Source organism: Pseudomonas guariconensis (assembly GCF_015680235.1).
GTDB lineage: Bacteria > Pseudomonadota > Gammaproteobacteria > Pseudomonadales > Pseudomonadaceae > Aquipseudomonas > Aquipseudomonas guariconensis_A.
The window spans coordinates 1-23,302 of sequence record NZ_JADLJL010000006.1 but is presented as its reverse complement, the minus strand read 5'-3'; the positions used below and the strand labels follow the sequence as shown (position 1 = coordinate 23,302).

25 protein-coding genes and 1 pseudogene are annotated in these 23,302 nt (G+C 64.1%); 8 read left to right on the top strand and 18 right to left on the bottom strand.

Annotated elements, in window-relative coordinates; all coding sequences use genetic code 11:
* Positions 1–58 precede the first annotated feature (58 nt).
* A complete protein-coding gene (locus tag IRZ56_RS06720) occupies positions 59–1,276 on the top strand; it encodes an argininosuccinate synthase (RefSeq protein ID WP_196144232.1) in 1,218 nt (405 codons plus the stop codon).
* Between the two features lie 239 nt (positions 1,277–1,515).
* Here the strand turns inward: IRZ56_RS06720 and IRZ56_RS06715 are convergent, their stop codons facing one another.
* Positions 1,516–1,977: a hypothetical protein gene (locus IRZ56_RS06715; RefSeq protein WP_196144231.1), complete on the bottom strand. Its 462-nt coding sequence runs from the start codon at positions 1,975–1,977 to the stop codon at positions 1,516–1,518.
* A 364-nt stretch (positions 1,978–2,341) separates the two neighbouring features.
* Here IRZ56_RS06715 and IRZ56_RS06710 point away from each other — a divergent pair, with 364 nt between their 5' ends.
* On the top strand, positions 2,342–2,974 hold the full coding sequence (locus IRZ56_RS06710) for a response regulator transcription factor (RefSeq protein ID WP_196144230.1): 633 nt from the start codon (positions 2,342–2,344) through the stop codon (positions 2,972–2,974).
* Between the two features lie 42 nt (positions 2,975–3,016).
* Here IRZ56_RS06710 and IRZ56_RS06705 read toward each other — a convergent pair whose 3' ends face one another.
* The 8 genes and pseudogenes from IRZ56_RS06705 to metG all read right to left on the bottom strand — a co-directional run bounded on the left by IRZ56_RS06705 (position 3,017) and on the right by metG (position 9,529).
* Entirely contained in the window at positions 3,017–3,193 is a 177-nt protein-coding gene (locus IRZ56_RS06705) for a PA3496 family putative envelope integrity protein (RefSeq protein ID WP_196144229.1), read from the bottom strand.
* A 104-nt stretch (positions 3,194–3,297) separates the two neighbouring features.
* Positions 3,298–3,936: an endonuclease III gene (gene nth, locus IRZ56_RS06700; protein ID WP_196144228.1), complete on the bottom strand. Its 639-nt coding sequence runs from the start codon at positions 3,934–3,936 to the stop codon at positions 3,298–3,300.
* Positions 3,937–3,940: 4 nt separating this feature from the next.
* Positions 3,941–4,465, bottom strand: a complete 525-nt coding sequence (locus tag IRZ56_RS06695) for an Rnf-Nqr domain containing protein (RefSeq protein WP_196144227.1) — start codon at positions 4,463–4,465, stop codon at positions 3,941–3,943.
* Positions 4,458–5,060, bottom strand: coding sequence for an RnfABCDGE type electron transport complex subunit G (locus IRZ56_RS06690; protein WP_196144226.1), 603 nt, complete (start codon positions 5,058–5,060; stop codon positions 4,458–4,460). Before IRZ56_RS06690 ends, IRZ56_RS06695 begins: the two co-directional genes overlap by 8 nt.
* Positions 5,057–6,028 (bottom strand): RnfABCDGE type electron transport complex subunit D, encoded by a 972-nt coding sequence (locus IRZ56_RS06685; RefSeq protein ID WP_196144225.1) that lies wholly within the window; start codon positions 6,026–6,028, stop codon positions 5,057–5,059. Before IRZ56_RS06685 ends, IRZ56_RS06690 begins: the two co-directional genes overlap by 4 nt.
* 4 nt (positions 6,029–6,032) lie before the next feature.
* A pseudogene (locus tag IRZ56_RS06680) lies at positions 6,033–6,860 on the bottom strand (RnfABCDGE type electron transport complex subunit B); the annotation flags it as partial.
* The gene (locus IRZ56_RS06675) at positions 6,857–7,399 is read right to left on the bottom strand and encodes an Rnf-Nqr domain containing protein (protein WP_196144223.1); all 543 of its coding nucleotides are present in this window, start codon (positions 7,397–7,399) and stop codon (positions 6,857–6,859) included. The gene IRZ56_RS06675 and the pseudogene IRZ56_RS06680, both read right to left, overlap by 4 nt.
* Before the next feature lie 90 nt (positions 7,400–7,489).
* Positions 7,490–9,529, bottom strand: coding sequence for a methionine--tRNA ligase (gene metG, locus IRZ56_RS06670; protein WP_196144222.1), 2,040 nt, complete (start codon positions 9,527–9,529; stop codon positions 7,490–7,492).
* A gap of 158 nt (positions 9,530–9,687) precedes the next feature.
* On the opposite strand from metG, the gene apbC reads away from it, so the two are divergent.
* Positions 9,688–10,782 (top strand): iron-sulfur cluster carrier protein ApbC, encoded by a 1,095-nt coding sequence (apbC, locus tag IRZ56_RS06665; protein ID WP_084856048.1) that lies wholly within the window; start codon positions 9,688–9,690, stop codon positions 10,780–10,782.
* A gap of 159 nt (positions 10,783–10,941) precedes the next feature.
* Here apbC and IRZ56_RS06660 read toward each other — a convergent pair whose 3' ends face one another.
* Positions 10,942–11,151 carry a cold-shock protein gene (locus tag IRZ56_RS06660; RefSeq protein ID WP_003254922.1) on the bottom strand — a complete coding sequence of 70 codons (210 nt, stop codon included), beginning with the start codon at positions 11,149–11,151 and terminating at the stop codon, positions 10,942–10,944.
* 330 nt (positions 11,152–11,481) lie between these two features.
* On the opposite strand from IRZ56_RS06660, the gene dcd reads away from it, so the two are divergent.
* Both dcd and IRZ56_RS06650 read left to right on the top strand, forming a co-directional pair.
* On the top strand, positions 11,482–12,048 hold the full coding sequence (dcd, locus tag IRZ56_RS06655; protein ID WP_043213075.1) for a dCTP deaminase: 567 nt from the start codon (positions 11,482–11,484) through the stop codon (positions 12,046–12,048).
* Between the two features lie 97 nt (positions 12,049–12,145).
* Positions 12,146–12,376, top strand: coding sequence for a hypothetical protein (locus IRZ56_RS06650; protein ID WP_084856050.1), 231 nt, complete (start codon positions 12,146–12,148; stop codon positions 12,374–12,376).
* A 13-nt stretch (positions 12,377–12,389) separates the two neighbouring features.
* Here the strand turns inward: IRZ56_RS06650 and IRZ56_RS06645 are convergent, their stop codons facing one another.
* From IRZ56_RS06645 to IRZ56_RS06610, 8 genes are all read right to left on the bottom strand, one after another.
* Positions 12,390–13,505 (bottom strand): succinylglutamate desuccinylase/aspartoacylase family protein, encoded by a 1,116-nt coding sequence (locus IRZ56_RS06645; protein ID WP_196144221.1) that lies wholly within the window; start codon positions 13,503–13,505, stop codon positions 12,390–12,392.
* A 105-nt stretch (positions 13,506–13,610) separates the two neighbouring features.
* Positions 13,611–15,269, bottom strand: a complete 1,659-nt coding sequence (locus tag IRZ56_RS06640) for an ATP-dependent DNA ligase (RefSeq protein WP_196144220.1) — start codon at positions 15,267–15,269, stop codon at positions 13,611–13,613.
* A complete protein-coding gene (locus IRZ56_RS06635; protein WP_196144219.1) occupies positions 15,266–16,276 on the bottom strand; it encodes a ligase-associated DNA damage response exonuclease in 1,011 nt (336 codons plus the stop codon). The genes IRZ56_RS06640 and IRZ56_RS06635 overlap by 4 nt, the downstream gene beginning before the upstream one ends.
* 121 nt (positions 16,277–16,397) lie before the next feature.
* A complete protein-coding gene (locus IRZ56_RS06630) occupies positions 16,398–18,839 on the bottom strand; it encodes a penicillin acylase family protein (RefSeq protein ID WP_196144218.1) in 2,442 nt (813 codons plus the stop codon).
* 253 nt (positions 18,840–19,092) lie between these two features.
* Positions 19,093–19,293: an SEC-C metal-binding domain-containing protein gene (locus IRZ56_RS06625; RefSeq protein WP_023379046.1), complete on the bottom strand. Its 201-nt coding sequence runs from the start codon at positions 19,291–19,293 to the stop codon at positions 19,093–19,095.
* A gap of 7 nt (positions 19,294–19,300) precedes the next feature.
* Positions 19,301–19,777 carry an LEA type 2 family protein gene (locus tag IRZ56_RS06620; protein WP_196144217.1) on the bottom strand — a complete coding sequence of 159 codons (477 nt, stop codon included), beginning with the start codon at positions 19,775–19,777 and terminating at the stop codon, positions 19,301–19,303.
* A gap of 2 nt (positions 19,778–19,779) precedes the next feature.
* Positions 19,780–20,256: a YchJ family protein gene (locus IRZ56_RS06615; RefSeq protein WP_196144216.1), complete on the bottom strand. Its 477-nt coding sequence runs from the start codon at positions 20,254–20,256 to the stop codon at positions 19,780–19,782.
* A 4-nt stretch (positions 20,257–20,260) separates the two neighbouring features.
* Entirely contained in the window at positions 20,261–20,755 is a 495-nt protein-coding gene (locus IRZ56_RS06610; RefSeq protein WP_196144215.1) for a DUF6231 family protein, read from the bottom strand.
* Positions 20,756–20,902: 147 nt separating this feature from the next.
* On the opposite strand from IRZ56_RS06610, the gene IRZ56_RS06605 reads away from it, so the two are divergent.
* The 3 genes from IRZ56_RS06605 (at position 20,903) to IRZ56_RS06595 (ending at position 22,767) form a co-directional block, all read left to right on the top strand.
* Positions 20,903–21,595 carry an OmpA family protein gene (locus IRZ56_RS06605; protein WP_196144214.1) on the top strand — a complete coding sequence of 231 codons (693 nt, stop codon included), beginning with the start codon at positions 20,903–20,905 and terminating at the stop codon, positions 21,593–21,595.
* A gap of 86 nt (positions 21,596–21,681) precedes the next feature.
* Positions 21,682–22,398, top strand: coding sequence for an OmpA family protein (locus IRZ56_RS06600; protein ID WP_196144213.1), 717 nt, complete (start codon positions 21,682–21,684; stop codon positions 22,396–22,398).
* Positions 22,399–22,491: 93 nt separating this feature from the next.
* A complete protein-coding gene (locus IRZ56_RS06595) occupies positions 22,492–22,767 on the top strand; it encodes a DUF1145 domain-containing protein (protein ID WP_196144212.1) in 276 nt (91 codons plus the stop codon).
* Positions 22,768–23,302: the final 535 nt, after the last annotated feature.

The following is a 23,302-nucleotide window of genomic DNA, read 5'->3' as shown; positions in this document are numbered from 1 at the left end:
TATTTCAGTGGGGCCGGTAGAATCAACCGCTTTCCGTACAACCCCGTGGAGTGATGGCATGGCGGACGTAAAAAAGGTCGTACTGGCGTATTCCGGCGGCCTTGATACTTCGGTGATTCTCAAGTGGCTGCAGGATACCTACAACTGCGAAGTGGTGACCTTCACCGCTGACCTGGGTCAGGGCGAAGAGGTCGAGCCGGCCCGCGCCAAGGCACAGGCAATGGGCGTCAAAGAGATCTACATCGACGACCTGCGCGAAGAATTCGTGCGCGATTTCGTGTTCCCGATGTTCCGCGCCAACACCGTCTACGAAGGTGAGTACCTGCTGGGTACTTCCATCGCCCGTCCGCTGATTGCCAAGCGTCTGATCGAAATCGCCAACGAAACCGGTGCCGATGCCATTTCCCACGGCGCGACCGGCAAGGGCAACGACCAGGTACGTTTCGAACTGGGTGCCTACGCCCTGAAACCAGGCGTCAAGGTCATCGCCCCATGGCGTGAGTGGGACCTGCTGTCCCGCGAGAAGCTGATGGATTACGCCGAGAAGCACGGCATCCCGATCGAGCGTCACGGCAAGAAGAAGTCGCCGTACTCGATGGACGCCAACCTGCTGCACATTTCCTATGAAGGCGGCGTCCTGGAAGATACCTGGACCGAGCACGAGGAAGACATGTGGCGCTGGAGCGTCTCCCCGGAGAACGCCCCGGACCAGGCTACCTACATCGAGCTCACCTACCGCAAGGGTGATATCGTCGCCATCGACGGCGTCGAGAAGACCCCGGCTACCGTTTTGGCCGACCTGAACCGCATCGGTGGCGCCAACGGTATCGGTCGCCTCGACATCGTCGAGAACCGTTACGTCGGCATGAAGTCCCGTGGCTGCTATGAGACTCCAGGCGGCACCATCATGCTCAAGGCCCACCGTGCCATCGAGTCGATCACCCTGGACCGTGAAGTCGCTCACCTGAAAGATGAGCTGATGCCCAAGTACGCCAGCCTGATCTACACCGGCTACTGGTGGAGCCCGGAGCGTCTGATGCTGCAGCAGATGATCGACGCCTCGCAGGTCAACGTGAACGGCGTGGTCCGCCTGAAACTGTACAAGGGCAACGTCACTGTTGTCGGTCGCAAGTCGGACGACTCGCTGTTCGATGCCAACATCGCGACCTTCGAGGAAGACGGCGGCGCCTACAACCAGGCCGATGCCGCGGGCTTCATCAAGCTCAATGCCCTGCGCATGCGTATTGCCGCCAACAAGGGCCGCTCGCTGCTCTGACCCTGGCGAGGGCACCCTGAAAAACCCGGCCTTGTGGCTAATGCCGGTCAGTTAAGCCTTATCGGCTGCACTTGGGGCTGCTACGCAGCCCATCGCGGCACAAGGCCGCTCCTACAGGATAACGTGACCTTGCCAATGGCGGGTTGCCTGTAGGAGCGGCCTTGTGCCGCGATGGGGCGCGTAGCGGCCCCAATTGCTTAACTGACCGACATTAGACCTTGGGCCGGGTTTTTTCTTTCTTACTGGTCGATCGTCTCGTCGGGTGCGCTCAGCGCCTCGACCGATAGCTTGATGCGAATACCGGTATCGAGGTTGTCGAGTACCCAGCGGCGAGCGTGGGGGGGAGGGCGAGAGAGGGTACGCAATACATGCTGCTCGATCATTTTGCGCGTGTCGGGCCCTGAAAGCGTGATGATCATGGTCGGCGCGCTCGACTTTTCCGCGGGCGGGGTGGTGGGCGTTTGGGCGTCGGTTTTGTTCCGGCCGGCGGTTCTGGTGGGCTGGTACAGGGAGTGGTAGTTGAAATTCAGGGTCAGGAAAAACAGCATGGTCAGGAAGAATGGAAAGCCCACCAGGAACCAGGTGTAGGTCTTCTGACTGTTCTCACTGAGAAAAGGCAGGGAAGCCAGGGCGGAGGCTTCGATGATGCCTGCGAATATGGCGATGATCGCCAAGGGACTGATGGATTCTGTCTGCTGCATGGTGTTTCGCCCGCAAATAGTTGCATATCTCTCGCCTGTTTTCGTGGCCGGCTGAAGATAGAGATATTTCCCTTGGACGCCATGAAATAACCATTGCCACTTTTTCGGGCTATTCGGAAACGGAATTAATCATTCTGGGTCTTCGCGTGTCTGCGTCTAAGAAATAATTATTTATTCTTATTAATTTTTTGCATTACATGTACGGAATGCAAAATTTTATAAAGGGTCGACTCGTAGGAAAGGTCCGAAATTGATGTAGGTCTCGTCTTTAGGTGGTCATATGCCGCAATCCGTCGCGCCATGGAGGAGCGTGCTCGGTTATCGTGGTGGCTCGGAGCAAGAATAATGAATCAATGGATATCGCATGAATAAAGTGCTTATCGTGGATGATCATCCGGTTATTCGTCTGGCTGTACGCATGCTGATGGAGCGGCATGGGTATGAGGTCGTGGCGGAAACCGACAACGGTGTGGATGCCTTGCAGTTGATCCGTGAATATCAACCCGACATTGTGGTGTTGGATATAGGCATTCCAAAACTTGATGGACTGGAAGTCATCGGCCGATTATCGGGCCTCAGCCCGGCCAGCAAGGTGCTGGTCCTGACTTCGCAGGCAGCAGGGCATTTCTCCATGCGTTGCATGCAGGCGGGCGCGGCGGGTTATGTGTGCAAGCAGCAGGACCTGACCGAGCTGCTCAGCGCGATCAAGGCGGTGCTGTCCGGGTACAGTTATTTTCCCAACCAGGCCCTGCACAAGGCGCGTGGTTGTGCCAAGGGGGGCACCGAGGAGGAGATGGTCCAGCGCCTTTCCGGCAGGGAGGTCATGGTGTTGAAGGAGCTGGCCAGTGGCAAGAGCAACAAGGAAATCGCCACCAGCATGTTCCTCAGCAACAAGACGGTCAGTACTTACAAGACACGCCTGCTGCTCAAGCTCAATGCCCGTTCACTGGTCGATCTCATCGAGCTTGCCCAGCGCCACGGCTTATCGCGCCCCTGAAACAGGAAAGCCTCCGCAAGGGAGGCTTTCAGACCAGGCGGGCTACAGGTCGTAGTCGAAGTCGGCGAGTTGTTTCTGCAGACGCCGTTCCTCGAGGAGATTATCGATGGTACGGCGTTTGCTCAGGTTGGTCTTCGCTGTTTCCACCTGGGGCTCGATATCGTCTTCCGAGGTGGCAAATTCATCGTCGATCGACAGCTCGTCTTTATCGGTGCTCATGAGTTACTCCAAGCCAAGGGGCCATTGGCCGTCCTTATAGCGAGAAACCTGATTCCGGTAAAAAAGATTTTTTCAATCGTATACAACCATTTCCCTCTATCGTCTCAATCGTCAGAGGTCTTCTGTTTGTACTCGCACAGGTCCTCGATACGGCAGGCGCCACAACGGGGTTTGCGCGCCTGGCATACATAACGCCCATGCAGGATCAACCAATGGTGGGCGTCGAGCAGGTAATCCTTGGGTACGAACTTGAGCAGCTTCTTTTCCACCTCCAACACCGTCTTGCCAGGCGCGATGCCGGTCCGGTTGCTGACGCGGAAGATATGGGTGTCGACGGCCATGGCCGGTTGGCGGAACGCGGTGTTGAGCACGACGTTCGCGGTCTTGCGGCCAACACCAGGCAGTGCCTCGAGGGCTTCGCGGGTCTGGGGCACTTCGCCGCCGTGGCGCTCGATCAGCAGGCGGCAGGTCTCGATGACGTTCTTGGCCTTGCTGTTGTAGAGGCCTATGGTCCTGATGTATTCGCTCAGCCCATCGACGCCCAGGGCATGGATGGCCTGCGGCGTGTTGGCCACGGGGTACAGCCTTGCAGTGGCCTTGTTCACCCCCACATCCGTCGCCTGGGCCGACAGGATGACGGCGATGAGCAATTCGAAAGGAGTGGTGTAGGCCAGTTCGGTCTTCGGGTCGGGGTTGTCTTCGTGCAGCCTGCGAAAAATCTCCAGGCGTTTGGCGGCATTCATGGGCTCAAAGGCTTCCTTGACGACGTGAGGGGGCTGGCCCCGGACGCAGGCGATTGTACAGCGCCAGCAAGCCGCCGAGCAGCATCAATCCACCCGGCGCCAGGCTTGCCAGATGCACGCCGACCCCGGCAGCCAACCCTTGCCGGCAGGCGCCAAGCAATACGCACAGCATCAGCAGGCCGCCCAGGAAAACGCCCAGCCGACGCCAGCCAAGCCCGTCAGGCCACAGCTGATCCGCCATCAGGCATTGGATGCAGAGCAGGGCGGGATAGTGACCGAGTGCAAGGGCCAGCGGTAGAGCCCAGGCCTCTAGACCCAGCTGCAGGCTGCTGGCAAGCGCTGCGAGCAGCAACGGGCTGGCCAGCAGGCGCCAGGGGCCAGCGAGCCAATGGCGCAGCGGTATCAGCAACGCCTGGTGCAGGCCTATGAGCACCACGGCGCACAACCCAATGGCAATGGCCTGTGCCAAGGTCGAGGTGGCACCTGCCAGGGGAATCACGCTGATCCCAGGCAGCCAGAATCTATTCATCGGTACGTGCCTCCAGCAGGGTGGTGCGGTGGGCATCGAAATAGCGCAGGGCATCCTGCAAGGCGTCGATCACCGCACGGGAAGTGACGGTGGCTCCGGCTAATTGGTCGTAGTCGCCTTGGTCGCGCTTGATGGCCCAGGCGCCGGCCTGCGTGCGGCCTGCGAACTGGTCCAGCCAATGAACCCGGGGATCGACCAATTGGTCCCCGAGGCCAGGGCTTTCCTGCTGCTCCAAGATCTGGATTCCGACCAGGCGCCCGGTTGGGTCGATGGCGATCGCCAGAACAATCGGCCCCGCGTACCCCTGTGCCTGGCTGTGCAGCAGCACAGCGCTCGGCTTGCCGCCCAGGGTTGCCCTGTAGCCGGCCAGCAGCCGGCTATGGGGCAGGTGCGTGTCGGCCAGTGTCAGGGGCGCTTGCAAGGGCTGGTTGTCGAAGCTACCGGCAGGCAGTGCCTGTAACCAGTGTAGGTTGCGCAACTGTCGCTCGGCCTCAAGGCGGGTTGGCGCTGTCCAGTGCCGCCAGGCCAGGGTGCTGGCCAGCGAAAAGAGGCCGATCAGCACCAGCAGCAAGGCATTGCGCGCCGCCCGGTTCATGCACTGGCCTGCGAACGGCGTGCCGCCAGGCGTTCCAGCGCGGGTACGGCAAGGTTCATCAAGAGGATGGCGAACGCCGTGCCGTCGGGATAGCTGCCCCAGGTGCGGATCAGGTAGATCAGCAAGCCCGCGCCGAAACCGAACCCCAGGCGGGCCAAGGCACTACGGGGAGCGGATACCGGTTCGGTGGCGATGAAGAACGCCGCCAGCATGGTCGAGCCGGAGAACAGGTGCAACAGCGGCGAGCCGTTGGAGTCGGAGCCCGAGCCGTTCCAACACAGCAGGCTGAACACGAACAGGCCCGCCAGCAGGCCTGCTGGGGCATGCCAGGCGATGACCTTGCGCTGCCAGAGGAACAGGCCGCCAAGCAGGAAAGCCAGATTCACCCATTCGCTACCGCGCCCGCCGATCGCGCCGAAGCCTGGGTGTTGGGCGAACAGTTCTTCGAGGGTCAGGCTGCGGTTGTGGCGCAGCCCGTCCAGCGCCGTCGGAATGGCCCAGGCATCGACGTGCGCTGGTGTGCCGAACAGATGTTGCGCACTCTCCATCAAGCCAGCCGGCTGGCCTGGCCATTGGTTCATCTGCAGGGGGAAACTCAGTAGGACGAAGGCATAGCCGACCATTGCCGGGTTGAACAGGTTGCGCCCGACGCCACCGAAGGCTTGCTTGCCTATGGCGATGGCCACGCTCGTGGCGATGACCGGCAACCACCACGGTGCCAGGCTGGGCAGGGCTGCGGCCAGCAGCACGGCGCTGACCAGTGCGCTGCCGTCAGTCAACATCGGCAACGGCGATTGGCCGCGCAGGGCCAGCAGCAGGGCTTCACAGGTCAGGGCGGTGCTGGCACAGAGCAACAGGTTGAACAGCACACCCCAGCCATGCAGCCAGAGCAGGGTCAGCAAGCCGGGGGCGCAGGCCAGCAGCACCAAGCCCATGGCATTGCGCAGCCGCGGGTCAGGCGCTGGCATGGCCCGGCTCGGCCAGCAGGGCGTCAAGGCGTCGCTGGGCCTGCTCGGCCGCCTCTTGCAGATGACGCAGTTGCTCGAGCTGGGCTTCGCTCGGTGCGTTGCCAAACGCACTGCGGGCCTTGCTCAACTGGGCGCGGCTCATGGCGGCAGCGATCTTCGCCTGCTTCAAGGCGGCGTCGCTGCTGGCGGCTTTTTGCGCCTTGACCCGTTCGATAGCCGCCTTGATCGGATCTGGCGCGGCATCGCTGTTGCCTGCCGTAGGGCCGACCGGGCGCTGGTTGCGCGCCAATCGCTCGGCCTGACGACGTGCTTCATCGCGTTGCAGCCGGGCATTGCGTTGTTCGTGGCGACGGCGCGCGTGGTCGCGGCGTTGGGTGCGCGCGGCCTGCTGTAGCGGCGTCTGGGCCAGCCCGCCAACGATCGGGATGAGGGTGTCCGGCAAGGGCAGCAGGTCGATGCAGTCGACCGGGCAGGGCGCCAGGCACAGGTCGCAGCCCGTGCATTCACTGGCGATGACTGTATGCATCAGCTTCGCGGCGCCGACGATGGCATCCACCGGGCAAGCCTGGATGCATTTGGTGCAGCCAATGCACTCGGCCTCGCGGATATAGGCCACCTGGGGCGGTGCGCTGCCCCTGCTCGGGTCGAGGTCGATGATCGGGGTCTCGAGCAGGCGAGCCAGCGCGGCGATCGTTTCTGCGCCGCCCGGTGGGCATTTGTTGATCGCTTCGCCAGCGGCCAGCCCTTGGGCATAGGGCCGGCAACCGGCGTGGCCGCATTTGCCGCACTGGGTTTGTGGAAGCAGGGCGTCGATGCGTTGAATCAGGCTCATTGTGTGAATAATCCGTTGAAACCGGAGAATGCCATGGCCATCACGCCGGCGCCGATCAGTGCGATGGGCAGGCCGCGTAGGGCAATGGGCATGTCGTCGTGGTCCGTACGTTGGCGCAGGTCGTCGAACAAGGCCAGGGCAAGCCAGAAGCCCAGCCCCCCGGCCAGGCCGCTGCCGAGTGACGGCAGCCATTGGCCGAGCGAGCCCGGCTGCAATAGCAAGCCTAGCACCAGGGTGTTGCCCAGTAGCAGGGGCGGCAGGTTGTCCATCCTCCAGGCGGGGCGCAGTTGCCCGAGCAGCCTGGGCAGGCCCAAGGCCAGCAGTGCCAGCAAGGGCAGCAGCACGAATAACTGCAGGTCCTGTACTTGCAGGATAAACATCAGGTCCTGCAGCAGTTGCCCGACGATCAGGCCCAACATGACCGCCAGGGCGCTGCAAGCGCCGAGTACGTGAAGCTGCACCCGGGAAATCGGTGACCGCTGCAGGATCAGGTGATTGACCAGCGCAGCGCTGACCAGTACCAGGACGTAGTCGCTCATGGGAAGGCCGATGGCTGGGAGCTGCCGACAGTATGGCACGCGACGGCGGATGGAAATGCCCCGGCCGAGGGCCGGGGCAAGGAGCGCTGCTTACTTGATGCGCTGGCCTGGCTTGGCGCCGCTGTCGGGGCTCAGCAGGTAGATTTCCTCACCGCCAGGGCCCGCCGCCATGACCATGCCTTCGGACACGCCGAAACGCATTTTTCGTGGCTTGAGGTTGGCCACCATCATGGTCAGACGGCCTTCGAGCTTGGCCGGGTCTGGGTAGGCTGACTTGATGCCGGAGAATACGTTGCGGCGTTCGTCGCCGATGTCCAGGGTCAGGCGCAGCAGCTTGTCGGCGCCCTCGACCGCCTCGGCCTTGACGATCAGCGCCACGCGCAGGTCGACCGCAGCAAAGGTATCGAACTCGACCTCCGGCGACAGCGGGTCCTTGGCCAGTTCGCCATTGCCAGCCGGGGCTGCAGCCTCGGCGGCGGCAAGGTCTTCCTTGCTGGCGGCGACCATGGCTTCGATCCTGGCCGGTTCGATACGGCTCATCAGCGCCTTGAACGGGTTGAGCGTGTGGTTTTCCAGGCGCGACAGGTGGTCGCTCCAAGTCAGCGGTGCGACATTGAGGAAGGCCTCGGCGTCGGCAGCCAGCACCGGCAGCACCGGCTTGAGGAAGATCACCAGCTGGCGGAACAGGTTGATGCCCTGGGCACAAATGGCCTGGACCTCGTCCTGCTTGCCTTCCTGCTTGGCCAGCGACCACGGTGCCTTGTCGGCGATCCAGGCGTTGGCGCGGTCGGCCAGGGCCATGATTTCACGCATGGCACGGGCGAAGTCGCGGTTCTCGTAGGCATCGGCGATGGACGGTGCGGCGGCCAGGAACGCTTCGCTCAGCTCGGGAGCGGCATCGCCGCCTACCAGGACACCTGCATTGCCCTTGTGGATGAAGCCTGCACAGCGGCTAGCGATGTTGACCACCTTGCCGACCAGGTCGGAGTTGACCTTCTGCACGAAGTCGTCGAGGTTCAGGTCCAGGTCATCGACGCCACGGCCCAGCTTGGAGGCGTAGTAGTAGCGCAGGTATTCCGGCTGCAGGTGGTCCAGGTAAGTACGCGCCTTGATGAAGGTGCCGCGCGACTTGGACATCTTGGCGCCGTTGACCGTCAGGTAGCCGTGCACGTTGATGGCGGTCGGCTTGCGGAAGCCCGCGCCTTCGAGCATGGCTGGCCAGAACAGGGCGTGGAAGTTGACGATGTCCTTGCCGATGAAGTGATACAGCTCGGCCTTGGAGTCTTCTTTCCAGAACGCGTCGAAGTCCAGTTCCGGACGGCGTGCGCACAGGTTCTTGAAGCTGGCCATGTAGCCGATCGGCGCATCCAGCCATACGTAGAAGTACTTGCCCGGCTCGCCCGGGATCTCGAAGCCGAAGTACGGCGCGTCGCGGGAGATGTCCCACTCCTGCAGGCCCGAGTCCAGCCACTCGGCCAGCTTGTTGGCGACGGCGTCCTGCAGGGTACCGCTGCGGGTCCACTGCTGCAGCATCGCCTGGAAATCAGGCAGCTTGAAGAAGAAGTGCTGGGAGTCGCGCAGCTCCGGCGTGGCACCGGAAATGGCCGACTTGGGGTTCTTCAGCTCGGTGGGTGCGTAGGTGGCACCGCATTTTTCGCAGTTGTCGCCGTACTGGTCTTCGGCCGCGCACTTGGGGCAGGTGCCCTTGATGAAGCGGTCGGCCAGGAACATCCCCTTCTCGGGGTCGTAGTACTGGGTGACCGAACGGGTGGCAATGTGCCCTGCTTCACGCAGGCGGGTGTAGATCAGGCTCGACAGCTCGCGGTTTTCTTCGCAGTGGGTCGAGTGGAAATTGTCGAAGTCGACCAGGAAATCGGCGAAGTCGCTGCTGTGTTCGGCCTGGACGTTGGCGATCAGCTGTTCCGGGGTGATGCCTTCCTTCTCGGCGCGCAGCATGATGGCCGAGCCGTGGGCGTCGTCGGCACAGACATAGATGCACTGGTTGCCGCGCAGCTTCTGGAAGCGAACCCACATGTCCGTCTGGATGTACTCGAGCATATGGCCAAGGTGGATGGAACCATTGGCATAGGGCAGGGCGCTGGTGACGAGAATCTGGCGTGGCTCGGACATGGTGGCTTGGCTACTTGATCTGGCAACGGGATGGAAAATGAAGAAGATCGGCCACTATAAAGGGCTGGCGAATATATTTCACCCCAAGGACGCATCTGCTGACGATTGACGGTTAGCATAGGCGCCTGTTCCATATTCGTTTGCCATTGGGAGTGTCCATGAGTGCCGTCACACATGCCGCCGTCGAAGGCGTGCTTCGCCAGTACACCGACCCCTACCTGAACCAGGACCCGGTCAGCGCCGGTTGCGTGCGCGCCATCGACATCCAGGGCGGGCAGGTCAACGTACGCTTGCAACTGGGCTATGCCGCCGGTTTGTTCAAGAACGGCTGGGCGCAGGTGCTGGGCACCGCCATCGAAAACCTCGACGGCGTGAGCGCGGCTACGGTTTCGATCGACTGCGTGGTCGGTACCCACAAGGGCCAGGCCCAGGTGCCGGCCATGGCCAACGTCAAGAACATCATCGCCGTGGCGTCGGGCAAGGGCGGTGTCGGCAAGTCCACCACCGCCGCCAACCTGGCCCTGGCCCTCGCCCGCGAGGGTGCCCGGGTGGGTATCCTCGATGCCGATATCTACGGCCCGAGCCAGGGCGTGATGTTCGGCATCGCCGAGGGCACCCGGCCGCAGGTGCGCGAGCAGAAGTGGTTCGTGCCGATCAAGGCCCATGGGGTGGAAGTCATGTCCATGGCCTTTCTCACCGATGACAACACACCGATGGTCTGGCGTGGCCCGATGGTCTCCGGCGCGCTGTTGCAACTGGTGACCCAGACCGCCTGGGACGACCTCGACTATTTGGTGATCGACATGCCGCCGGGCACCGGCGACATCCAGCTGACCCTGGCGCAAAAGGTGCCGGTGGCCGGCTCGGTGATCGTCACCACCCCGCAGGACCTGGCCCTGCTGGATGCGAAAAAGGGTGTGGAGATGTTCCGCAAGGTCAACATCCCGGTACTGGGCGTGGTCGAGAACATGGCCGTGCACATCTGCTCGAACTGCGGCCATGCCGAGCACCTGTTCGGCGAAGGGGGGGGCCAGAAGCTTGCCGCCCAGTATGGGGTCGAGCTGCTGGCTTCCCTGCCACTGTCGATGTTGATCCGCGAGCAGGCCGACAACGGCAAGCCGACGGCCATCGCCGAGCCGGAAAGCCAGATCGCCATGATCTACCAGGAGCTGGCCCGCCAGGTGGGGGCGCGCATCGTGTTGCAGGAAGCGGCGGCGCCGGCGATGCCGAACATCACCATTAGCGAAGATTGACGCCCGCTCCGGTTTTTCGCGTTCTTGCTGATAGCCAGGGGCCGCTGCGCGGCCCTTTCGCGGCGCGAGGCCGCTCCTACAGGGAGAGCGCCGGCATTCGATCAGGCATAAAAAAACCCGCCAGAGGCGGGTTTTTTTGAAAGCGAGGAAGCAATCGACTTAGGCGATTTGAACTTCTTCAGCCTGCATGCCTTTCTGGCCGCGGGTAGCGACGAAAGTAACAGCCTGGCCTTCTTTCAGGGTTTTGAAGCCGTCAGCCTGGATGGCTTTGAAGTGTACGAACAGGTCGTCACCCGACTGAGGGGTGATGAAGCCGTAGCCCTTCTCATCGTTGAACCACTTGACAACACCGGATTGGCGATTGGACATGTTTCTGTCTCCTTGGACAAAGTAGATTTCGGCACAGGAAACGCCCTGGCCGGGACTGAGCGCAAAGAGAGCAGAAAATTCAGCGATGGGCCGATTGGAATCGTGCATCAAACTAGAGATTCTCGGTGTCACGTGCAGCACAGTGGCGCCACCTTAACCCACTTTCCCCGACCTGCCAATGGTCAATGACGGCTTTGTCGAAATTCGGATCGACGGCGGCTGCAACTCCCGTCCGGCGCGGGATTGCGGGATGGAACTTTGCCACAGGCGCCGGGACCGGTAAGATGCGCGTCTCGTTTTTCACCTTGCACTCTTCAGGACACTCCCGCCATGAGCATCAAATCGGACAAGTGGATTCGCCGCATGGCGCAGGAACACGGCATGATCGAACCGTTCGTCGAGCGTCAAGTGCGCGGCGGCGAAGACAGCCGGGTCATTTCCTTCGGCGTCTCCAGCTACGGCTACGACGTGCGTTGCGCCGACGAATTCAAGGTGTTCACCAACATCAATTCGGCCACCGTCGACCCGAAGAATTTCGATGCCGGCAGCTTCGTCGACGTCAAGAGCGACGTGTGCATCATCCCGCCGAACTCCTTCGCCCTGGCCCGCACCGTCGAATACTTCCGCATTCCGCGCAACGTATTGACCATCTGCCTGGGCAAGAGCACCTACGCCCGCTGCGGCATCATCGTCAACGTCACCCCGCTGGAACCGGAGTGGGAGGGCCACGTGACCCTGGAGTTCTCCAACACCACCACCCTGCCGGCCAAGATCTACGCCAATGAAGGCGTGGCGCAGATGCTATTCCTCGAGTCCGATGAAGAATGCGAAGTGTCCTACAAGGATCGTGGCGGCAAGTACCAGGGCCAGCGCGGCGTCACCCTGCCGCGCACCTGAGGCGACGAGCGTGGGGAATTCCTCGCGCTCCAGGCACTCCAATGCTCAGAACGGTCCGGTGCGCATGACGCGCATCGGCTATCGCCAGGAGCAGCCAATGAAACTCCATCCCGCTATCAGCGCGAAGCTGGCCGTCCTCCAGCCCAACCAGATCGGGTTGCTGGCATGGTCCCTGCTGGCGCATCCCCCCACGCCAGTGCAGGCCGGTGGTGTGCCCCACCAGCCAGACCCTGATACCCCACAACCCCCCGAACCAGGCGAATCACCCCCTATGGAGCCGGGCGAGCCCACCTTGCCGGACGAGCCGCCTCCCTCGCCGGTGGCCTGAAGGCCACGCGGTCTCAGTTGGCCAGTAGGTAACCGCTGCGGCAGACCTGCTCGCCCGCCACATGCGCGATGACCATGCCTGCCGTGGCCATGCGCCTTACGCTGCGTGCATACAGCAAGCCTGCCTGGGCGTTGCGCACTGCCGTCACTCGATCGCTGAGCGGGTCGATCACTTCGGCGATCAATTGGCCGGCTTCCAGGTACTGCCCGGGCTTGGCGTGGAACACCAGCAACCCGCCTAATGGGGCCATTACCGGTTCCACGCCAGCCAGTGGCGTTGCTGGGTAGGCGAGGGGCGGCAATGCCTTGACCTGGCCTTCGATGACCCCGGCATGGGTCAGGAAATCCAGGATGCCCTGACAGTCCTTGGCCGCCAGCTCATGACTGACATCGGCCTGGCCGCGCAGCTCGACCGTCACCGAAAAACTGCCCAGGGGGATCGGGAACTGCTTGCCGAAGCGCTGCTGCAATTGCCACCACACCAGGCTGAAACATTCATCGAACGACTGCCCCCCTGAATCGGTGGCCAGCAGGCTGGCCTGCACGCCCAGGTAACGTGCCAGGGGCTCGACCTGAGGCCAGGCCTCAGGCGTGGTGTACAGGTGTTCTACCGCTTCGAAGTCACAGTGCAAGTCGAGCACGATGTCGGCGTCGCAGGCCAGGCGTTGCAAGGTCAGGCGCTGGGATTGCAACGGCGTGCGTGCAGGATGGGCGTCCAGCCCGCGACGCAGGTATTCGCGGATCAACGCCAGGTTGTGCGCCGGGTCCTGGGTCAGGTGGCCTTCGATCTGGTCGCCAATGCTGTCCGACAGGTCGACGAAGTTGCGGTTGAAGTTTTCCCCGCTCTGCAACTCGAAGCGCCCCAGTGGCGCGTCCAGCAGCACCTGCTCCAGGCCCACCGGGTTGGCCACCGGCACCAGGATCACCTCTTTGCGCAGCCGACCTAGCTGTTCCAGCTCGACCAGGCGGCGCTTGAGGTGCCAGGCCACCAGCATGCCGGGCAATTCGTCGGCGTGCAGCGAGGCCTGGATGTAGACCTTGCCGCCACCGCGCGGGCCGAAATGGAAGCTGTGGAGCTGACGGGCAATGCCCGGGACGGGGGACAGCAGGTCGTGGGTCGAATGATGCATGGTGGTCCTGGCTGAGTGGCGAAAACGGTCTGCGATAACAGTCGGCACAAAGATAGAAGCATAACTTCGGCCGTTGCGCAGCCTCCTTGTCCGGGCCGGCCGCGTTCAGGCCAGCAATGCCTGCAAGGTGGCCAGGTCGTCGGCCTGCTCGACCGGCTTGTCATGCCGCCACCGCAGCATGCGTGGAAAGCGCACGGCGATGCCGCTCTTGTGGCGCTTGGACAGGGCGATGCCCTCGAAGCCAAGTTCGAACACCAGGGTCGGGGTCACACTGCGCACCGGGCCGAAGGTTTCCACGGTGGTCTTGCGGATAATCGCGTCCACCTGGCGCATCTCTTCGTCGCTCAAGCCGGAATAGGCCTTGGCGAATGGCACCAAGGTACGTCCGGGCGTACCCGGGGGGCCATCCCAGACCGCGAAGGTGTAGTCGCTGTACAGGCTGGCACGCCGGCCATGGCCGCGCTGGGCATAGATCAGGACCGCATCGACGCTGAAAGGGTCGATTTTCCATTTCCACCACACGCCCATGTCCTTGGTCCGGCCCACGCCATAGAGTGCATCGCGCTGCTTGAGCATCAGGCCTTCGACGCCAAGGCTGCGGGAGTGCTCGCGTTGGCGCGCCAGTGCCGGCCAGTCGTCGCCCTGCAGCAGGGGGGAGAGTACGACGGGTGCCAGAGGGTGGTCGCGCAACAGGGCCTCCAGTTGCGCCCTGCGCGCATGCTGCGGTCGGTTGCGCCAATCTTCGCCCTGCCATTCGAGCAGGTCGTAGGCTTGCAGTACCACCGGGGCGTCAGCGAGCAATTTCTTGCCCAGGGTCTTTCGCCCCAGACGCTGCTGCAGCAGGGCGAAGGGCTGCACGGCGATGTCCGTGGCAGCGGCGCCGGGCTTCCAGACCAGGATTTCGCCATCGAGTACCACGCCATCCGGCAACGTAGCGGCGAGGCTGTGCAGCTCGGGGAAGCGCTCGGTGACCAGCTCCTCGCCCCGCGACCAGATCCACAGTTGGCCGTCGCGTTTGACCACCTGGGCCCGGATGCCATCCCACTTCCATTCCACTTGCCAGGCGTCGACCGGGCCGAGCAGGGCGTCGAACTGCTCGAGCGGTGCCTGCAGCGCGTCGGCCAGGAAAAATGGGTAGGGTTGGCCACCGCGCTGGTGATGCTCGTCGGCCGATTCGGCGGCGACCAGCTGCCGGTAGCGCTGCGCTGTTGGGCGATGGCTCAGGTCGGTATAACCGACCAGGCGCTGGGCGACGCGCTTGGCATCCAGGCCTGCCAGCTGGGCCAGGGCCCGGGTGACCAGCAGTTTGGACACGCCTACCCGGAAGCTCCCGGTGATGAGCTTCACGCAGAGCATCAGGCTTGGCCGGTCCAGCTGTGCCCACAAGGCGGGCAGGCGTTGGCGGATCACCTCCGGCGGTTGCCCGCGCAACGGCAACAGGTGGGCCTCGACCCAATGAGCTAGGCCCTCCTCGTTGCCGTGCGGGTTTTCCGGCAGCAGCAGCGAGAGCGTCTCGGCCAGGTCACCCACGGCCTGGTAGCTTTCCTCGAACAGCCAGTCCGGCAGGCCTGACAACGTCAACGTGAGCTCGCGCAGCAGGCGGGTCGGCACCATCTGCCGCGGGCGCCCGCCGGCCAGGAAATACACGGCCCAGGCCGCGTCCTGGGCGGGCGCCCGGGCGAAGTAGTCTTGCAGGGCCGCGAGCTTGGCATTGCTGGAGGTGGTCGCATCCAACTGCAGATAAAGGTCGGCGAAGGCTTTCATGGCGAGGCCTCGCCGACGGGGTCGTCCTCGTCGCCGTATTCGGTCACGAAGGCCCTCGCATCCAGGCCCTTTTCGACGAGGTAGCGCACCAGGGTGTTGACCGAGCCATGGGTGACCATGACCCGTTCGGCGCCGGTTTGCTCGATCGCCCACAGCAGCCCCGGCCAGTCGGCATGGTCGGAGAGCACGAAGCCTCGGTCCACCCCGCGCCGGCGCCGGGTGCCGCGCAGGCGCATCCAGCCGCTGGCGAAGCCGTCGCTGTAGTTGCCGAAGCGTTTCATCCAACTGCTGCCGGCGGCCGAGGGCGGGGCCAGGACCAGGGCTCGGCGCAACAGTGGGTCGTTACGTGGAATGTCCCCGGCGTAATGGGTGTCCGGCAGGCGTATGCCGGCCTCGCGATAGACTCGGTTCAGCGGTTCGACGGCACCATGCACGAGGATCGGGCCAATGCTTGCATCCAGGCCATGGAGGATGCGCTGGGCCTTGCCGAAGGCGTAGCACAGCAGCACGCTGGCCTTGCCCTGGTCGCGGTTGGCCCGCCACCAGGCGTTGATCTGTGCGAATACCTCAGCTTGTGGTGGCCAGCGGTAGATCGGCAGGCCGAACGTCGACTCGCTGATGAACGTATGGCAGCGCACCGGTTCGAACGGCGCGCAGGTGCCATCGGGCTCGACCTTGTAGTCGCCCGAAGCGACCCAGACCTCGCCCTGGAACTCCAGGCGCACCTGGGCCGAGCCCAGCACATGGCCGGCGGGGTGGAAACTCAAGGTCACGCCATTGTGGTCGAGCCGCTCGCCATAGGGCAGGGTCTGCAGGTCAATGCTTCCCAGGCGGCTGCGCAGGATGCCGGCGCCGGGTTCGGCGGCCAGGTAATGACGATTGCCCAGGCGGGCGTGGTCGCCGTGGCCGTGGGTGATGACGGCTCGGTCCACGGGCTGCCAGGGGTCGATGTAGAAGTCACCGGGCGGGCAATACAGGCCTTCGGGGCGGGCGATGACAAGGTCCATGGGGCGCGTCGGCTGGCTGGGGGCTTGTTAGCTCAGAGCACGAGGCGGGGTGGGAAGTTCGAAAGAATACGGGCAGCCCATGTGGGCTGCCCGCACGCTCCGCGAGCGAGGGAGCGTGGCCTCAGCGACCCGGCACCAGGGTGAGGCGTTGGCTGCCATAGGCGCGGGAGAAGTTCTGCTGCTGCAGGGGCAGGCTCATGAAGCGGCCCTGGAACCAGGCGTTCAGGCCATCGCTGTAGTGGCGGCTGGCCGGGTTGCCGGACTGGCCGTTGCTGGTCATTACCTGCAGCGGTTCGGCCTGGCCGAAATCGACGATCATGCGCGCCGAGGCCGGCAGGCTGGTGTCGAAGCTGCTGCCCCAGGCATAGGGCGTCAGGGCCAGGGTGCTGAAATCGCCGCCGGCCGCCCTGGGCGCTCGGCTGACGGCATCGCCCAGGCCATGATAGGCCGGTGCCGGCCAGCGATACTGGTGCAGCCGGCCCCATTGCCAGGCGCGACGGTCAGCACCCAGTTGCGCAACGCCAGCTTCCATCGCGGCCGCCAGGCTGCGGGCGAGGATGGTGGGCTTGTCTTCTGTTTGTGTCGTGCTGCGGTCGTCCCAGAACGGGCTGTCCTCGCGCCCGAGCAAGTGGTCGGCCTGGGCCGAATAGGACAGGCGCGCGTTGCCGACGAATGCTTGCCAGGCCGGGCTGGACTCCGGGCCGAGTTCGTCGAGGAAGGTCTGCCGCGCCACAGCCTGGAGGAACAGCTGGTAGAGCGCGGCATCGGCCGAGACTGGGCTCAGGCGGCCATCGAACGCCTTGAGCGTCGCCAAGGCCTCGCGGGCCTGGGGGCGCTGGGCGGCGGGCAGTGCGTCGATGGCTTGGGCGAGGGACTGGGCCATGCCCGGTGCGTCGAACATCTGCTTGAGCTTGTCCGCCAGCAGGGTGACCTGGTCATTCTGCAAGGCCATCAGGCTGCGGCTGTCATGGCGACCGTTGCCGGCCAGCTGGGCCAGGCGCTCGGCGCGCTCGGGGTAATACCAGGTGTTGGAAAGCTGCATGCCGTAGCCTCGGGGCAGGCTGCGCTGGTTGGCGTGGCCGATCCAGCCGGCGGTGGGGTCCTGGTCGTAGGGGTGCAGCATCGGGTCGGCATAGCCGTCCCAGTCGTAGCGCCCGTCCCAGCCTGGCGAGGGCAGTAGGCCCTGGCCTTCACGGCGGTTGGGGTAACGGCCGCTGACCTGCCAGCCGATGTGCTGGGGTTCGGCGAAGACGAAGTTCAGCGCCGCGGCACCGACTTCGCGGGTGGTGTCGAAGGCTCGCTCTACCGACGGCGCGCGAGTCAGGTTGAACAACGCGTCCAGGCTGGCGTCACCCTTGAGTTGCGGCAGGTTCAGGGCAAGGCCCAGGCCAGCGCTGGCCGGCTGGCTGAGCAGAGTGCCGTGACGTGTGTCGTACATGACTTCGCGCTGCGGGCGCTGGCCACGTACGAAGAAGGTTTCGCTGCGTGCCCGCGCCGGCAGCCACTTGCCATCGGCCAGGTAGCTCAGTTGGTTACCCTGGCGGCGCAGTTGTTCCAGGTACAGGTCCTGGTTGTCGGCCATGACCGCGCTGCTGCTCCAGGCCAGCTTGCCGTTGTACCCGGCCAGCACGATGGGCAGGCCCGGCAGCGACAGGCCGGCAACCTGGTACTTGCTGGTGTGGATTTGAACCGGGGCCAGGGCCCAGTTGGCGCGGCTGTCGCTGGCCAGCAGGCTCTTGCCGCTGCGGCTGCGCTGCGGGCCCAGGGCCAGGTTGGCTGAGCCCGGGGTGCCGAGCAGGCCCAGATCAGCGAGTTTCTGGCCTGCACTGGCCAGGGCATCCAGGCCCGGCAGCTGGCTTGCCAGGTTCAGGCCCTTGAGTTTGTCCAGTTCGGCTTCGGCCAGCGGTTCGTCTGGCGCACCCGGCAGCAGCCAGGCCAGCTTGTCGGCGCCGACCTTTTGCGCCAGCACCAGGGCCGCGAGCTCTTCCTGGAGGTTCACCGACTGGCTGAAGGCATAGAGGCTGAACACCAGCGCCGAATCCTCGGGCTTCCAGTATTCCGGGCGGTAGCCGCTGCGGGCGAGTTCTGCCGGCAGTCGGTCGCGGTAGCGGAACAGGTAGGCGTTCACCCCGCGGGCATAGACCTCGAAGAAGCGCTTCAGGCGCGGCGAGGCATCGGCATACAGCTGCCCGGCGCTTTGCTTGAGGTTGGCGGCCCGCATCAGGCGGTCGATGTCCAGGGCCTCGGAGCCTGCCAACTCGGCCAGGCGGCCCTGGGCCAGCAGGCGCATGGCGACCATCTGCTCGATACGGTCACCGGCATGGACATAGCCCAGGCTGAACAGCGCGTCATGGAAGCTGCTGCTTTCGATCAGGGGGGCGCCCATGGCGTTGCGGCGCACCGAGACGTTCTGCGCCAGTCCCTTGAGCGGTTGCACCCCCGTGGTGGGGGGCACGCTGTCCTGGTAGCCGCCCGTCTGGCAACCGGCAAGGCCGAGCATGCCGAACAATGCGGCGGCAGTGCCGAACCGGGGGCGGAAGGGGGGAAGGGCGGGGGCTGCCATGACGAGGCTCCTGCTAGGCGTGGCGGGGGGGCAAAGGCGCTACGTTAGTGAGCGCGCGGTCGCCGTGCAAGGTGGCTGGAGGCTTTATTTTCAGGGGCTGCCCAGCGGCTGTTCAGATTAAAACGGATGGGATGGTCATCGCGGGGCAAGCCCGCTCCCACACAGGCTTGCAACGTCTGCGCGGGTCCCCCTGTGGGAGCGGGCTTGTCCTGCGATGACCGCGAAGCGGCCCGCAGGACTGGACTGCCGGGGATCAGGCCCCGTGGCACTTCTTGAATTTCTTCTGGCTGCCGCACGGGCATGGGTCGTTGCGGCCGACGTCCTTCAGGGCATTGCGCACCGGCTCCTGGTGGCCGTGGTTGCAGTGCGGGCCGTGCACATGGCCGTGGTCGTGGTCATGGTGGTCGTGACCGTGGTTGCAGTCGGGGCCATGGACATGGGGTTGTTGGGTCATTGCGGGGTTACTCCGGTTGAAGATCGCCGGGGATTATCTCACCACTGCGCGACAAGTGCAGGCCCCGGTGGACGATCAGCCCGGTGTTCAGTTCACCCTGCAGGCGGTAATGCAGAGGTTGCTCGCTCTTGAGCAGCTTGGCCAGGGGCTTGAGGTGCTGCCACAGATTGGTCCGCGCAGTGATCTTGAAGGTGCGCGTGGCATGGCCGCCGACGCTGCGCCAGAGGCTGGCCTCGTCCTGCGCCAGCATCAGCTCGTTGAGCCGCACCGAATAGGCCAGGTTGCGAATGAACAGGCGGCTGTCGTTGGGGTTGTCCACCCGTAGGTGAAGCACGAACTCCTGCTGATGCAGACGGGCCTTGACGGTCTCGACCCTGACCAGCCGAATCTGCGGCTCGCGCCAGCTATCGCCGCCCCAGCCGGCACAGCCCGCCAACAGTGCCAATGAAAGGGTGAGGACGAGCAGGCGGGCCGTGGCGATCATGGTCAGCTACCGATATAACTGGCGCAGCATTTCTTGAACTTCTGCCCGCTGGCGCAGGGGCAGGGGTCGTTGCGGCCGGCCTTGAGGCCCACGGTCGGGTCGATGAAATACCAACGGCCGTCGTGTTGGACGAAGGCGGAGCGTTCATGGTGTTGGTGGTCGCCTTGCTGATCGTGCCAGCGCGCGGTGAAGCTGACGAAGGCATGCTCGGGCTGGCCGCCGAGCACCTCGGCGCGCTCGACCTCCAGGCCCAGCCAGGTACTTTGGGCGCTCCACGCGGCAATGGCCGCGCGATCCAGGCCTGCCTGTTGGGCGGGCAGGGTGGTCGCCACCAGGTAGTCCACCAGGCCCAGCACATAGGCACTGTAGCGCGAACGCATCAGCGCTTGGGCGTCCGGGGCCGGGGTGCCTGCGTGATAATGCCCGCAGCAGGCGTCGAGCAGGTTGCCGCTGCCGCAAGGGCAGACCGAGACACTCATTCCATCACCACCAGTACTTGCCGAAGTTTTCAGGGTTGGCCCAGAACTTGGCGTTGAGCCAGTCCGGGACCTGCTTATAGTCATGTAGATCATAGGTGAACAGGCTCAGCACCTGGTCGTCCCGGCGAAATTTCTCACTGGCCGACAGCGCCAGGGCGAAGAAATCGGTGTCGAGCCAGCCGCAGGCCTGCAGGTCCGCCAGCACGGCGACCCGGCTGGCATTGAGGTTACGGATGCCGCCGAGCAGCTCCAGGCCGGTGCGTTTGGGCAGATGTTCGAGGCAGTCCACCAGTACCGCGAGGTCGAAGCGCTGGGCGGCGGCCAGAGGCGGTAGCGGGCCCGGTGCGACCGTTTCGATGTGCACCTCGGGGTGGGCCTGGGCAAATGCCTCCAGGGCCGGAAAACGCGTGCCCACCAACAACAGGCGTTGGGGGGTGAAGCGCTCGAGCAGGGCGGCGAGGGCCTGCTGCGGGGTGCGCTGGGAAAAACCGTCGGTCATTGCCAATCCTCGTTCAGGTGGGCCCTAGACTAGCGGGCCCGGGGCGGTCGGCAAAGAGGTATGGCTCATTGCTGGCAGAGAGGGAATGCGCGGTCTTTACTCCGAAGGATCGGTCTTATGCCGATTCCCCCTAGGAGAAGCTACAAGATGAGCATAGTACGCACAGCGATACCCCTGGTCCTGCTCACCAGTGTGTTGACTGGATGTGCAGGTTTGCAAAAAACCGACTGGCCGAAGTGTGCTGCCGTCGGGGGTGTGGGCGGCGCTGCCCTGGGCGCCATCGAGAGCTCCAGCTGGGCTGGGTGGGGCGCGTTGCTGGGCGGTGGCCTGGCGGCGGGCTACTGCTGGGCCCATGGCGATGGCGACGAGGATGGCGACGGCGTGCCGGACAGCCGCGACAAGTGCCCAGGTACCCCGCCCGGGGTGCAGGTCGACGCCAATGGCTGCCCGCCAGAGCCGGCCCCGGTGGTCGAGGAGGTGGTGGTGCAGAAGGAAGAAGTCATCGTCATCCGTGACGTGCACTTCGAATTCGACTCCGCGCGCCTGACCGCGACCGACAAGGAGCGCCTCAATACCATCGCCACGCGCCTGAAACAGGAAGCGCCGAGCGCCCGCCTGACCGTGACCGGGCATACCGACAGCGTCGGCTCCGACAGCTACAACCAGAAACTGTCCGAGCGCCGCGCCCACTCGGTGACCGACTACCTGGTCGAAAGCGGCGTACCTCGCAGCAGCTTCGTCTCGGTGGTAGGTGCTGGCGAGACCCAGCCGGTGGCCGACAACGCGACCGCCGATGGCCGCGCCATGAACCGTCGCACTGAAATCAAGATCGAGCGCTGACGGCCTGCGCCCATGCCTTGAGCAGTGGCATGGGCGCGCCCTCATACAAGTGTCCGGCCGCGGCCGGTGACACAGGAGCATTCATCATGGGTGTCATGTCGAAGGCGGCATTGCCGCTGCTGGTGATCACGAGCTTGCTGGGCGGTTGTGCCACCCACAGCGATGGCAGCGCGCCCCTCAATCAACGAACTTGGCCGTTGTGCAGCCTGCTGGGCGGATTGGTCGGCGGTGGCCTGGGGGCCATCGAGAGTTCCGCCTGGGCGGCCGGCGCCGGCGCTGCTGGTGCGATTGCCGGCGGCCTGATCTGCTATGCCCAGGACGGCGACGAGGATGGCGACGGTGTATTCGACCGCCGCGACCGCTGCCCGGACACGCCGGCCAATACCCCGGTCAACCATATGGGTTGCCCCTTGCCGCAGTACCCGCCTGCCAAGGCCGCGGAACCGGCGCCGACACCCGAGGTGATCACCCTCGACGACCAAGGGCAGGTGTTATTCGCCTTCGACTCGGCCGAGCTGACCGCTGGCGCCCAGCAGCGCCTGCAAAGCCTGTTGCCCAAGCTCAACGACCCCTCGGTGACCAGCGTCAAGGTCATTGGCCACACCGACAGCGTCGGCTCGGACAGCTACAATCAGGCGCTGTCCGAGCGCCGTGCCAGCAGCGTTGCCGAATACCTGATCAGCCAGGGCCTGGCCCCGGCCAAGGTGACCAGCCAAGGGCGCGGGGAAGCGGAGCCGGTGGCCGACAACGACACCGACGAAGGCCAGGCGCGCAATCGGCGGGTGGAGTTGCACCTGAACTGACGCCTCTGGCGCCTACCCTGGCATGGGTTTAGTGTTGGCAGCGGCCCGCTCGAACGGGCCGCGCGCCATGACGACAAGACAGAGGGCGGGGGTATGAAATTCATACTGGGCCTGGGCAAGGCCCTGACGGTAGTGTTCTGGTGGGTGGTGTTGGTGAACCTGTTCATGCCCCAGCCACTGCCGTTCAATCTGCTGATCAATGCTGCGGGCATTGCCCTACTGGGGCTGCATTGCCTGGAGGTGCTGTTCTTCAACGGCAGCCTGCGTGGACGTAGCCATCGCTGGTTCGATCGCCTGCAGATCCTGCTGACCGGCATTTTCCATGTGATGTCTATTCCCAAGCCGTTGAATACGACATCAAACCCATAATGGAGACGAACAGTAGTGCCGTTGCCGTAAAGATGTTTGTTCAATCGTTGGTATTGATTTAATCGAGCAGTTCGTTTGCGGTGGTGACACTGAATCACCTTTGCGCCCTTACGGCGGGTCACTTTTTGCCTGACGTCGCGTTTGGCGGCGTCTGGGCTATTGCGTAGCACAAGCAAAGGCAGACTGCTTGGTAGGATCATGTCACTGGTGCTGTAAATAGCTTAAAACCGGCCAGTTAAACAATTGGGGCCGCTACGCGCCCCATCGCGGCACAAGGCCGCTCCTACAGGAAACCCGCCGTTGGCCAGATTTGCATGGTCCGTGGGCGATCACCCAGCCGTTCGGGCTGCGCTGTCGCGCAAAGAACAAGTGGCTAGCGCCGTCCCCTGTGGGAGCGGGCTTGCCCCGCGATCAAGGGCGCAGCCCTTGCCTGGCGACGGTGATTCCGGCCCGGCCCAATCGCGGGACAAGCCCGCTCCCACAAGGCCCGCAAAATCAAATAGTTATGCGTTGTTCTATGAGAGCGGCCTTGTGC